Origin of the sequence: Asaia sp. W19 (genome assembly GCF_003994335.1) — a bacterium.
Classification (GTDB): Bacteria; Pseudomonadota; Alphaproteobacteria; order Acetobacterales; family Acetobacteraceae; genus Asaia.
On sequence record NZ_PNQZ01000107.1, the window covers coordinates 1 to 12074 of the forward strand.

Here is a 12074-nt window from a genome sequence, read left to right on the forward strand (position 1 = left end):
ACGATCACGTGATATAATATTGCCGATCGTGGAGATTCAGTCGGAAAATCCCTACCGGGCGGGTGGGCGCAGGAGGGAAAACCGACTAGACAGGCCGGGCCAGCCAACCAGCCAAGACTGGATCTCCGATGCGCTTCATCGAGACTTTCGACCTCCATTCCTTTACGGATTCGAGTATCAGCCTGTTGAGCGCCTTCGTGTTCGGCACGCTGATCGGCGCAGAGCGGCAATATCGACAACGGACTGCGGGCGTACGAACGAACGCGCTGGTAGCCCTGGGTGGCGCCGCCTTTGTCGATCTGGCCCAACGCATTGCGGGTGACGTCGAATCCCTGCGCGTGATCGCCTATGTCGTTTCGGGAATCGGGTTTCTGGGGGCGGGCGCCATCATCAAGGAGGGCGCCACCGTACGCGGCATGAATACGGCCGCCACGCTCTGGTGTTCCGCCGCTGTGGGCGCCTGTGTGGGCAGTGACATGCTGGCCGAGGGATTTCTGCTCACTTTCTTTATCATTGCAGGCAATACGCTGCTGCGTCCCATCGTGCGCGCAATCGACCGGATCCCGCTCCAGGCCAAGGCGATGGAAACCGGATACGGGCTGCGCGTCGTCACCTGCCGTCTGAGCGTGCAGGACATGACCACGCAGTTGAAAGCCCGGCTTGAAGATGCGGATTACACAATCGGAAAATTGTCTCTGAGCGATGAGGATAACGACCAGATCGCCATCACCATCGCTCTGATGGTGTCATCCAATGGCGCGAGCGCGCTTGAAACCCTGGTCAGCACGCTCATGACAGATAGCCGTGTAAGCGCCGCCTCATGGTCGCTCAACACCGATAACTGACCAAGCCTGCGAGGGAGCCCTATAAGGGTGTCCCTCTTCCATGACACGCGATAAACGATCGCCTGCGCGATTCCTGCCATAAAGGCTTCTCAGGGCTGATAGGGCGGCAGGGTGATCCTGACGACAAGCCATGGGCGCTGCTCCTTATCCACTCCGTCATTCAGGGCAGGCTGGCGTGACCATTGCCCGATCGTGGCGTAGAGCGTGTTGTCCCGATAGGCGAGACCATCCGGGGAAATCAGCCTCGGGTCGTGGGCTACGACCGAGATCGTGCCATCCGGCGTGCGCTGCAAGATACCATGACGCTCGATATCGGTCAGGAACAGACGTCCATCCGGCGCAGTGGCCATGCCATCGCCCATGCCCGCCTCGCCTTCATCCTTGACGCTGAACTCGATCTCCGTCTCGGTCGCCTTGGGGTCAGCCAGAACCGCGGTGGGCGCGGAGTAGAGTTCGCGGCTCGTCAGTGGTTGCCAGAACAGGGTCTGCTGGTCGGCACTCAGGCCAATGCCGTTGGCACCGGCCTGGGCCATGGTCGGCTTGTCCGGATTGTAGCGCGACGCCTTGCCATCGAGCACCGCCAGGAAACCATGACGCGGCATGACCGGTTCAGTATCGGCCAGCAGGCGCCTCTGGGTGTTCGTCGCAATATCTACGACGATCAGAGCGGGATGCACGGTCAGGGAGGAATCCGTGATGAAGGCAGTTCCACGGTCGCCATGGGTCAGGTCGATACGCAGATCATTCGGGTGGCTGTCCGAACGCAGTGCCGGCGCGCTGAGCTGGATCTCCTCGACGATGCGTCTGGCAACAGGATCGATATGGAACAGGCGCGCTGCTCCAGGCACTGTACCCTTGCCCGCCAGGATACCCTCATCGAGCACCCAGAGCTGGCCGCTGGCATCAACGGTCATACCCAGGGGGGAAACGAAGCGCCCCTGGCTCTCCGCATCGGGGAACGGCGTCAGCTTGCCGTGACAGAACAGTGCAAGTCGGGGACCGTCGTGATCGTGCAGGCTACGTGGAAAGCCAAGCACCATGCGGCGATCGGACAGAATGGCGATACCCGATGGTTGAGCGTCCTGAAAACGCCCGATGATCTCGATATTGCCGCTCGGCTTGTACCCGGCATCGATACTGTCTTCCGCCTGCGGGGAGACACCCCCCTCGTCAGTGGCGTGAGACGATGAGGCAATGAGTGTGCTGCCTGCGACCGACAATAAGAGGGCATACAAGGCCAGACGCTGTTTCATGGTCTCTCTTCCCGTCCGTCGTGAAAGTGATCATGCCCTCGCGTCAAAACCCCGTGACGTCAAAACACAGCAACGTGAGGCATAACACCCACACGTTGCCCAGGACTTACCCTTTGAGCAGAGACATGATCTCGGCACGTAACGCAGCATCACGCTGCCAGGTGCCACGCACGACGGTCGTGACCGTACGGCTGCCCACATTGCGGATACCGCGCATGGCCATGCACATATGCTCGGCCTCGACCAGCACCATGACGGCCTTGGGCTCGAGCACCTCAATGATCGAGGCGGCAATCTGATCGGTCAGGCGCTCCTGAAGCTGTGGGCGGCGCGCCAGAACGTTCACCGTGCGCGCGATCTTGCTGAGCCCCGTGAGTCTGCCTCCTTCGGGAAGATAGGCCACATGCGCCTTGCCGAAAAACGGCAGGAGATGATGCTCGCACATGGAATGAAAGCCGATATCACGGACGATCACCGCCCCCTCATGCTGATCGGCGAGGAATTGCTTGTGCAGATGCGTACGCGGGTCCTCATGCAGGCCGCCCAGCACGTCCAGATACATGCGCGCCACCCGACCCGGTGTCTCGAACAGCCCCTCGCGATCGGGGTCCTCACCCAGAGCCTGCAGGATTTCACGCACCGCTCCTGCGATACGGGCTTCCGCATCCTCGGGCTTCGCAATCGGTGCGATGGGGCGCTCGCCCCCCTGCCCCTTGTGGCGAGCGGCATCCAGCGCCACGAGATCGGCAGTCGGCTTGGTCATTTCAGGTCCTCGGCAATGCAAGACAGGCGTTCCGCGCAGGGGACAACGTCATCAGCCTCGCGGGGGAGCCTGATCAACATGTCCGATACGGAAAGTCCACTGATTTTCTGTTCGGGAGCGATTTCTGCAAGGGGGACCAGCACGAAAGCCCGCTCGGCAATGCCACGATGCGGCAGGGTCAGCACTGGGGCTTCCACCACCTGATCCCCGAGATAGAGCAGATCGACGTCCATTGCGCGCTGCCCCCAGCGCTGCCCCGGCACACGGCCCAGACGGCTCTCGATCTCCTTGCACACACGCAGGAGGGCCAGTGGCTCGAGGGCGCTGCGCCCCGTGACACAGAGATTATAGAAATCGGGCTGCTCGACCCCACCAAAGGGCGCGGTACGATACAGTCCCGATACGGCCTCGATCTTCACTCCCGGCGTGACACCCAGCCAGGTGACCGCCATGGACAACGCGCTTTCGCGATCGCCCATATTGCACCCCAGCGAGAAGCCGACCGGCAGAAAACGCTCCCGCGTCGTCTCGACACTGACCATACCAAACGGATGCGGGATGGGGGCTGCGGGCTTGTTTACCCGTATCGTCAAACGCGTGATTGTCGGGAACGCAGCCAGAAGGGCTTCAGCAATCCTGTCCGCCAGAGTCTCGATGAGCTGAACAGGCTCGCCCGCCACCAGGGCAACAACATGATCGCAAAGCGCGGCGTAGCAAACCGCCGCGCGATAGTCATCATTCTGCGTAGCCGTCCATGTCTCGACCGTTGCCACCAGATCGATCAGGAAATTCTGCCCCAGGCGGGTTTCTTCCGGCAGGACACCATGATGACCGAAAACGCTCAGCCGGTCGATACGAATGGTCGAATGGGTCATCGTGCAGGCAGCGCTCCCGAAGCAGGAAAAAAGAGGCGGCTCATCAGGCGCGCGCATCCAGTGAGGATCGGTTGAGCAGAGTTGCGATTGTCACCGCATCGACATGGGGCGCCACATCATGAACGCGCAAGATTGCTGCCCCCTGATTCAGGCCGCACAGATTGGCGGCCATGGTGCCTGCCAGACGTGCCTCGACGCTTCGACCGAGCAGACGCCCAAACAGGGATTTGCGCGACAGGCCGAGCAGGACCGGCAGGCCATAGACCTCACGCAGCATCTGAATCTGCCGGATACTCTCCAGGTTTTGCGGGTCGGTCTTTCCAAAGCCTATGCCGGGGTCGAGCACGATACGCTCGCGCCGTATTCCTGCGCGCTCGGCCTGCAACACCAAGGCGTCGAAGTAGCGGCGCAGCGTGTCGCGCATATCAAGCGCAGGATCGATGTCCTCACGATTATGCATCAGGACTGCGACAGCCCCGGTCTCGGCCATCACGCGCGCCATGGCCGGGTCACGCTGCATGCCCCAGACATCATTGATCGCGACCGCACCGGCGCGTACGGCCTCGCGTGCCACACTTGCCTTGTAGGTATCGATCGACAGAAATGCCGGTTCATCCGCAAGAGCCAGGACGACCGGGCGCGTCCGGGCAATTTCCTCGGAGGCTGGCACGAAATCGGCGCCTGGTCGTGTGGACTCGCCCCCGATATCCAGAAGGCTGGCCCCTTCAGCAGACAGACGTCGCGCATGGGCCGTGCCCGCCGCCTCGTCGTCGTGACACCCACCATCGGAAAAGGAATCCGGTGTGACATTCACGATCCCCATGATCAGGGGAGTGCGTGTCTCATGGGCGCGCCAGATCGCGGCGACGAGCGCATCGCGTTTTTGTTGCCATTCGGCCGACTGACCAGCGGATCCGACCGCGCTCATCTCATCCATTCACGTCAGGACTGAAGGAAAGACCCGCTCTTAAAGTATGGGAGCAGACAGGTCCAGAAAAACGAACCCTCTTCCGGCGCAGGTGTTTCATCCTGTGAAGGGTCGACAGACCGACAAGGAGACGCGCCATGGCCAATGACCAGTTCGAAACCCCGATCTTCGATGGGGAAGATAACAAGCATCACAGCGCACGTTCTCTGGCTGAAGCTGCTTTCCGGGCAGAGGATGAGGGGGAGCACGAAAAGGCCGAGAGCCTTTTCCGTCAGGCCGAAGCGGCCGATCCTTCCGCCCTGGAAAGCGTGCTGCTGGAACGCCGCAGCGAGCACCCTGGATTTTCACCCCAGCCTGCCGCAAGCGACGAGGAAGTCGCCGCCATCAGCCGCACCATGGAGCCGGAACGTCACAGCCCGCCCCCGGAAGCGCTCGACGAGAACTACTGAACCGCGCGACACAGGGACGAGGGCAGTCCGATCCCTATATGAGGCCCGGACCGTTCCCCCCGGAGGCGCTTGCCCTTTGGGGGTAAGTAGCGAAGCCGCAGGTGAGCGTTGGCGCCCGCCCCCGGAACATAGACAGAAGCCACCCCCCACTTCGAGGGGGGCTCTACTCTGCTCGCTCAGGTAATGGTGTGGATCCAGCCATGCGCGTCGTTGGTCTTGCCCGCCTGGATTTCGGTCAGGGCTTTCTTGAGACCCATCGAGACTTCGCCGGCAGTCTTGCCATCGCCAAATAGGGCTTCGCCACCCGTACGGCGCAGGGAGCCGATGGGACTGATTACCGCCGCCGTGCCGCAGGCGAAGGCTTCCTTGTAGCGACCTGATGCGGCCCCAGCGAAGATTTCATCGATTTCCAGTGGTGCCTGCTCGACCTTGAGGCCACGATCCTTTGCAAGCTGCAGGATAGCGTCACGGGTGATGCCGGGCAGGATGGTGCCGGTCAGAGGCGGGGTGACGAGTGTGTTGTCATCGCGCAGGAACATGACGTTCATGCCGCCCATCTCCTCGATGAAGCGTTGCTCGCGGCTATCGAGAAACAGGACCTGATCGCAGCCATGGGTCTTTGAGTCGCGCTGGGCCACGAGGCTTGCCGCATAATTGCCGCCGCATTTGGCGGCGCCCGTACCGCCGGGAGCCGCGCGCGTATAGTCCTCGGACACCCAGACGGACACGCAGCCGGAGCCGAAATAGGCCCCTACCGGGCAGGCAATGACGATGAACAGATATTCCGACGCGGGCTTCACGCCCAGAAACACTTCGGTCGCGATCATGAAGGGGCGAAGATAGAGGCTTTTGCCTTCACCCGCAGGCACCCAGTCCTGATCGATCTTCACCAGCTCGTCGACGGCCTGCATGAAGATCTCCTGAGGCAGATCGGCCATCGCCATACGCTCAGCCGAGGCGCGAAAACGTTTCGCGTTCTCCTCGGGACGGAAAGTCGCAATGCCGCCGCCTTCGGTGCGATAGGCCTTCATACCCTCGAAGATTTCCTGCGCATAATGCAGAACCGATGCGGCAGGATCGAGTGTCAGGGGCTTGCGGGCGGTGATCTTCGCGTCATGCCAGCCTTTGCCCTCGCTGTATTTGACGATGGCCATATGGTCGGTGAAGATTCGTCCGAAAGCAGGGTTGGCAATGAGGTCCGCACGATGATCAGCCGGGGTCGGCGAGCTCGTGGGCTCAATGGTGAAATGCAGGGCGGCGCTTTCGGAAACCATGATCTGATCCATCTTCCTGTCCAGTAGCCGGGCAGTTTATCCCGTTCGGGCCATCTTGACACCCTTTGAAAGGGAGAGAGAAGAACGTGCCCCCCGACTGACCTCTTCGTGATGGCACAAAGGCGGCCCGTGCAGATCTGGCGCGGCCTGACTGCGGTGCTGAAACGAACCGACAATCGGGCCTGACAAAGAGAAGCTGAAAGGGCTGTCATGAGTGCATCGACCCCGGTCCATAGTCTCACGCCGCTGGGCGTCATGGCACGCAAGGGCGGCACGCCTCTGGTCTGCCTGACCGCCTATACGACCCCCGTTGCCCGTCTGGCCGATCGTGACTGCGACATCGTGCTGGTGGGCGACAGCGTGGGCATGGTGCTGCATGGCCTGCCGACAACGTTGGGGGTCACGCTGGACATGATGATCCTGCATGGCAAGGCGGTCATGCGCGGTCTCGAGCGGGCGCTTTGCGTGGTGGACCTGCCTTTTGGCAGCTATGAAGAGAGCCCGGCCCAGGCCTTTCGCAACGCCTCGCGCCTTCTCGCCGAAACCGGTGCGGCGGCGGTCAAGCTGGAGGGCGGTGTCCATATGAAGGAAACCATCGCCTTTCTCGTGGCGCGCGGCATCCCGGTCATGGGCCATGTCGGGCTGACGCCGCAAGCGGTCAATACGCTTGGAGGCTACAAGGTACAGGGGCGAGACAGCGATGCCGCGCGTGTGCTGGACGACGCCCGTGCCGTGCAGGAGGCGGGTGGCTTTGCCGTGGTGCTCGAAAAACTGCCTCGAAGCCTCGGGGACAGCATCACCCGGGCATTGACCATTCCGACAATCGGCATTGGCGCGGGGCCGGAATGCGACGGCCAGATCCTGGTGATCGACGACATGCTGGGGCTCTTTGCCGCGTTCAAGCCGAAATTCGTCAGACGCTATGCCAATCTGGCCGATCAGGCTGGCGAGGCGATAGGGGCCTATGCTCAGGATGTACGGAGCCGCGCCTTTCCGGGGGCAGAGTACAGCTTTGGGGACCGGTCATGATCCTCAGGGACAGTGCGGCGCTTCGAAGCCGCGTGACGGAATGGAAAAAGACGGGCGCCTCGATCGGGTTGGTGCCCACGATGGGTGCACTGCATGAGGGGCATCTCAGCCTGGTCAGGGCGGCGCAGGCAGAATGCGCCCGGGTGATCGTCTCGATCTTCGTGAACCCGACCCAGTTCAATAACGCGCATGATCTGGCAAATTATCCGCGCAGCGAGGCAGCGGATGTCGCCTTGCTGGCGGGGGTGGATGGCATCTTCATCCCTACGGTCGAGGCAATGTACCCCGAGGGCTACAGCACCAGCGTCCAGGTCAGCGGTCTGACAGACCGGCTGGAGGGTGCCCATCGTCCCGGTCATTTCAGCGGCATGGCAACGGTGGTTACCAAGCTGTTTGGCATGAGCGGGGCAGATCGTGCCTATTTCGGAGAGAAGGACTGGCAGCAACTGCAGATCATCCGGCGCTTCACGCAGGATCTGAACCTGCCGGTCAGCATCACGTCTTGCCCGACCCTGCGCGAAGCGGATGGCCTGGCGCTTTCGTCGCGCAACCGCCGCCTGCCGGAAGCGGCGCGTATTCGCGCCCCACGGCTTCACGCCATCATGCAGGAGACGGCACGTGCGATCCGTGCGGGGCGCCCCATTGCGGCGGCACTCGCTGCGGGTGAGGCAGACCTCGAAGCCGCCGGGTTCGGCCCCATCGATTATCTGGCCTGTTGCGACGCTCAGACCCTGATGCCCGCACGGGAGATGACGCCGGGGCAGACGCTTCGGCTGCTCGCCGCAGCCGCTCTCGATTCTGTGCGCCTGATTGACAACATCGTTATTTAGCGCCCGCCCGGGACCATGCGACATTACCCGCATAGTGAGGCCTGATTATTTTATCGGGCCTCCGGCGTGGCCCTGACAGGACGCGCTGAAGCACAAGAAGGTATGTAAGCATGTCGCTTCCTCTTCAGGACAAGATCGCTGCCGTTACAGGTGGCGCCTCGGGCATCGGCCTGGAATGCGTCCGCCACCTCATCAAGGCTGGCGCCATCGTCTATGTTCTCGACCGCGACAAGGCGGCCATGGACAAGGCACGCGAAGAACTCGGCGACAAGCTGCACGGCGTGGAAGTCGATCTTTTCCGCCACGCCAGCATCCAGCAGGCCGTTGACACCGTGCTCGCAGAGCAGGGCCGTCTCGACATCATGTTCGCCAATGCGGGCTCCTATGTCGGTGGCAATGCCTGGGAAGGCGACCCGGATGTGTGGGATCGCATGCTGAACCTCAATATCAATGCGGCTTTCCATTCGGCGCGCGTCGCCATGGCACCCATGATCAAGCAGGGCAGCGGCGACATCATCATTACCAGCTCCGTGGCGGGCGTGGTGCCGATCGTGGCCGAGCCGATCTACACGGGGTCGAAATACGCCGTTCAGGCCTTCACCCATACCTGCCGCCGCCAGCTGGCACCGCATGGTGTGCGCGTGGGTGCCATCCAGCCCGGCCCGGTCGTGACGCCGCTGATCAATGACTGGGACCCCGAGCGCCGCAAGGCCGCCCTCGAAGGTGGCGGCATGATGCAGCCTTCCGACGTGGCCGAGGCGCTGATCTTCATGCTGACCCGTCGCAAGGGAACGGTGGTGCGCGACCTGGTGCTGCTGCCGAACGGCTTCGACGTCTGAGCCCAGTACAGCGGAACGCCGGACCCGGCCGCCCTCCCGGCTGCCAGCTTCTTCCATGACGCATCGGAGAACCCCGCCCCGCAAGGCGGGGTTTTCTTTTGTGGGCTGGTGGCCGACACAGGCCGAGCCAGGAAAAGAGCCTCGCCGCAAACGCCACACCGGCTCTCTTTTCGATGGCCCAGCCCTCGTCTTCTGGCCCTGTATCAGCTCCGCGCGCTCCGCATAGCGATCCCGTATCCACACCCATAATGCGATTGACTATCACTTGCGCAGTCTTTAGCGATGGCGACGCTCAAGCTCTCGTGAAGGGACAGCTCTCATCGACAAGGCGCCTGATCCCGTCACGCCCCCTGGTTCAGGGCACCATGTGCCCTTGCGCCCCACGCAGCGGCCGCGAAAAGGCGCGTCAAGACTGGACACATGGCTATGGCCCCTGCGTCACGGGCGGCATTCGATGCTTCTGCTGCACCGTTATGTCGGGCTTGTCCTGGCACCGCTCCTTGTCGTCATCGGTCTGACCGGCAGCGTCAGCGTGTTTCGTGTCGAACTGGACCGGATGCTCAACCCGGATCTGTTCATCACTCGCCACAAAGATGCGCAACTGCCCCTGAGCCGGATCGTGGCAGTGATACGAAGCCAGCATCCCGATCAGAGTCTTATCGCCGTGGATTATCGCCCTGCCCCCGGCGGGACGATCCATGCCTATCTGTCGCCCGCGACCGACAAATCGGGCAGGTCGCGCACAGATGAGCTGTTTTTCGACCCGTCAGATGCCCATGAACTGGGCGGTCGTGTCGCCGAAGGCTGCTGTCTGGGGCGGCGCGTCCTGATCCCGTTCATCTATCGGGTGCACTATTCTCTGGCTGCCGGGCCCATCGGGATGTGGATCATCGGTATTACGGCGCTGGTCTGGAGCCTCGATTGCCTCAACGGACTTTTGCTCACCTTGCCGCCTGTCACCCCTCCGTGGCGTCGAGGGTTCTGGTCGGGGTGGCAGAAAGCCTGGGTCATCACCCGCCCCCGGTCGGCCCTGCGTCTGTTTTTTGACCTTCATCGCGCTTTTGGTCTCTGGCTCTGGATCATCCTGCTGGGGATGGCGGTGAGCGGCGTCGCTCTGGCATTGGGACCGCAAGTCTTTCAACCGGTCGTGCGTACGTTTTTCCCGATGGCGGAGCCCACACCGCCCGTGCCCCGACCGGGCGGCGCGCATCCTCTGAACCTCGATGAAGCGGAATCACGGGCCTATGACTATGTCGTCGCGCATGGTGTTTCCGCGCGTCCGGCCGCATTGCTCCTCAGCAGCGCGCCTGATAGCGCCATGTTCTACCTGTTCAGTAATGATGACAGTTTTCCCGCAGGATTTGGCAGTCCGATGATCACGGTCAATCGTGAGACCGGCGCGATCACGCAGGCCGAATTCCCGCCGCATGGCCGTCTAGGCGATCTGATCCTGCAGGTGCAGGACCCGTTTCACAGCGGCAGGCTGGCCGGTCTCGTCGGGCGTATTCTCGTTTGTCTCAGCGGAATCGCGACGACGCTGCTATCCGTCACCGGGGTGCTGATCTGGCAGCGCAAACGACGCGCCAGGGCACAGGCGGCGCTCAAATCCACCCTGCGAAACACACCACCCCATCGGATCGCCCGGTCAGCGTCCGCACAGCACTCCGAAGACTGATACCGGCGGTTGGCGCTGGCATTGGCACGGGCACGGGCACGGGCAACGGGCAACGGGCAACGGGCAACGGGCAACGGGCAACGGGCCGCCGAGGTGGCAACCTCAGAACAGAGACGCCAGTGTCCCGGTCAGTCAGCGGCCAGATAGGGACCGTCTGACAGGATCTCGATAGAGAGTACACCGGGGCCAGCCATGGTGCGCTCCCCCAGAGGCAGCAGGGCATTGCCTGTGGTCCAGCGAGACGCCGCCCCCGTCTTGCTCCCCCAGCCATCAAGGGCCGCCTGATCGCAATGGGCCGTAATCGCGATGGAACGATCGGAATCGAAAAAGGTCATCTTGCCCACCAGAACACCGCAAGGCGCTCCGCCTGCCATCGCAGATTCGGCGCAGAGGAGTGAAACGAGACGCAGCAATCTGATCTGACCGGGAATCAGGAAAACCCAGATCCGGCCATTTCTACGCGCGGCCCGTATCCGTCTCCCGCGCTCATCCATCAGGTGGAGATCCGGATCTTCCATACGGCTCAGGACACGGCTCCCTCATCCCCAGGCGGCCCTTCCCCGCGCATACGAGGCGAACGGAGGGCTTGTTTTCTCCCTGACGCGCCCTGCCTCGAGGGTGAAAAACCACTTCACACTGCTCAGTCCTGTAACTGTTTCCGGCCTGACAAGCCAGCCTGCCCGCCATCGCAGCTTCGAGAGCGGGGGGAAGTCTTCCTGCTTCTCGCGCCGGTGCGCGGGGCGCAGAGCTCAAAGCTTGCGGGAGCCGGTCGCTGCATGGAACCGGCTTCACTCGCTCTCCTGCACCCGGATAAGCATGCAACAGGGCATGTGACCCGTCCGCCGGGAGACCGTGTCACGCCCTACACGCAAATATCGGGGGCCAGGACCGTTTCGGTATACGGGGTCTATCGGGCAGATCGGTCTCGTCCCGCAGGGTCACGATTGTCAAACCGCGTCGCGCCCGCTCCTGAGACCCGCCTCTCCCCCGATATCACAAAACCTCGATCTCGGGAGAAACGCCGGAACGTCCTCTCTTGCCTCGCATTGATCACAGGTCCGTGAAATCGGGACCCCGAATGTTCCACGATCAGGAGAGAGTTCATGCCAGAGCAGATTCCGCCCCAATCGCAGGCCCATCAACCCGGCGTTGAGAAAGCGATGCGTCCCCTCGCCACGCATATCAGGGAAAGCTATCGCGGCAGCGGCAAGCTTTCGGGCAAGAAAGCAATCGTCAGTGGGGGCGATAGTGGCATCGGGCGCTCGGCAGCGCTGCATTTTGCCCGGGAGGGCGCCGATGTCGCCATCCTGTATT

At 62.4% G+C, this 12074-nt stretch carries 12 protein-coding genes and 1 pseudogene; 7 read left to right on the forward strand and 6 right to left on the reverse strand.

Going from position 1 to position 12074, the window contains the following annotated elements; all coding sequences use genetic code 11:
• The first annotated feature begins 128 nt into the window (after positions 1-128).
• Positions 129-845, forward strand: a complete 717-nt coding sequence (locus C0V97_RS16835) for an MgtC/SapB family protein (protein WP_127101651.1) — start codon at positions 129-131, stop codon at positions 843-845.
• Between the two features lie 89 nt (positions 846-934).
• Here the strand turns inward: C0V97_RS16835 and C0V97_RS16840 are convergent, their stop codons facing one another.
• From C0V97_RS16840 to folP, 4 genes are all read right to left on the reverse strand, one after another.
• Positions 935-2098: an SMP-30/gluconolactonase/LRE family protein gene (locus tag C0V97_RS16840; protein WP_127103663.1), complete on the reverse strand. Its 1164-nt coding sequence runs from the start codon at positions 2096-2098 to the stop codon at positions 935-937.
• A 106-nt stretch (positions 2099-2204) separates the two neighbouring features.
• The gene (folE, locus tag C0V97_RS16845; RefSeq protein ID WP_127103664.1) at positions 2205-2861 is read right to left on the reverse strand and encodes a GTP cyclohydrolase I FolE; all 657 of its coding nucleotides are present in this window, start codon (positions 2859-2861) and stop codon (positions 2205-2207) included.
• Positions 2858-3736 carry a 2-amino-4-hydroxy-6-hydroxymethyldihydropteridine diphosphokinase gene (folK, locus tag C0V97_RS16850; RefSeq protein WP_127103665.1) on the reverse strand — a complete coding sequence of 293 codons (879 nt, stop codon included), beginning with the start codon at positions 3734-3736 and terminating at the stop codon, positions 2858-2860. Before folK ends, folE begins: the two co-directional genes overlap by 4 nt.
• 43 nt (positions 3737-3779) lie before the next feature.
• The gene (gene folP / locus C0V97_RS16855) at positions 3780-4664 is read right to left on the reverse strand and encodes a dihydropteroate synthase (RefSeq protein ID WP_127103666.1); all 885 of its coding nucleotides are present in this window, start codon (positions 4662-4664) and stop codon (positions 3780-3782) included.
• A gap of 137 nt (positions 4665-4801) precedes the next feature.
• Between folP and C0V97_RS18615 the strand changes: the two genes are divergently transcribed.
• Complete coding sequence (locus C0V97_RS18615) at positions 4802-5113, forward strand: hypothetical protein (protein WP_199751988.1); 312 nt, start codon at positions 4802-4804, stop codon at positions 5111-5113.
• 176 nt (positions 5114-5289) lie between these two features.
• On the opposite strand, the gene C0V97_RS16865 is transcribed toward C0V97_RS18615, so the two are convergent.
• Positions 5290-6387 (reverse strand): branched-chain amino acid aminotransferase, encoded by a 1098-nt coding sequence (locus C0V97_RS16865; protein WP_127103667.1) that lies wholly within the window; start codon positions 6385-6387, stop codon positions 5290-5292.
• A gap of 210 nt (positions 6388-6597) precedes the next feature.
• On the opposite strand from C0V97_RS16865, the gene panB reads away from it, so the two are divergent.
• From panB to C0V97_RS16885, 4 genes are all read left to right on the forward strand, one after another.
• On the forward strand, positions 6598-7416 hold the full coding sequence (gene panB / locus C0V97_RS16870) for a 3-methyl-2-oxobutanoate hydroxymethyltransferase (protein WP_127103668.1): 819 nt from the start codon (positions 6598-6600) through the stop codon (positions 7414-7416).
• Entirely contained in the window at positions 7413-8246 is an 834-nt protein-coding gene (gene panC, locus C0V97_RS16875) for a pantoate--beta-alanine ligase (protein ID WP_127103669.1), read from the forward strand. Before panB ends, panC begins: the two co-directional genes overlap by 4 nt.
• A gap of 110 nt (positions 8247-8356) precedes the next feature.
• Complete coding sequence (locus C0V97_RS16880; RefSeq protein ID WP_127103670.1) at positions 8357-9085, forward strand: SDR family oxidoreductase; 729 nt, start codon at positions 8357-8359, stop codon at positions 9083-9085.
• Between the two features lie 454 nt (positions 9086-9539).
• Positions 9540-10760 (forward strand): PepSY domain-containing protein, encoded by a 1221-nt coding sequence (locus C0V97_RS16885; protein WP_127103671.1) that lies wholly within the window; start codon positions 9540-9542, stop codon positions 10758-10760.
• A gap of 128 nt (positions 10761-10888) precedes the next feature.
• Here C0V97_RS16885 and C0V97_RS16890 read toward each other — a convergent pair whose 3' ends face one another.
• Positions 10889-11254 (reverse strand): hypothetical protein, encoded by a 366-nt coding sequence (locus C0V97_RS16890; protein WP_127103672.1) that lies wholly within the window; start codon positions 11252-11254, stop codon positions 10889-10891.
• 609 nt (positions 11255-11863) lie between these two features.
• Here C0V97_RS16890 and C0V97_RS16895 point away from each other — a divergent pair.
• A pseudogene (locus C0V97_RS16895) lies at positions 11864-12074 on the forward strand (NAD(P)-dependent oxidoreductase); the annotation flags it as partial.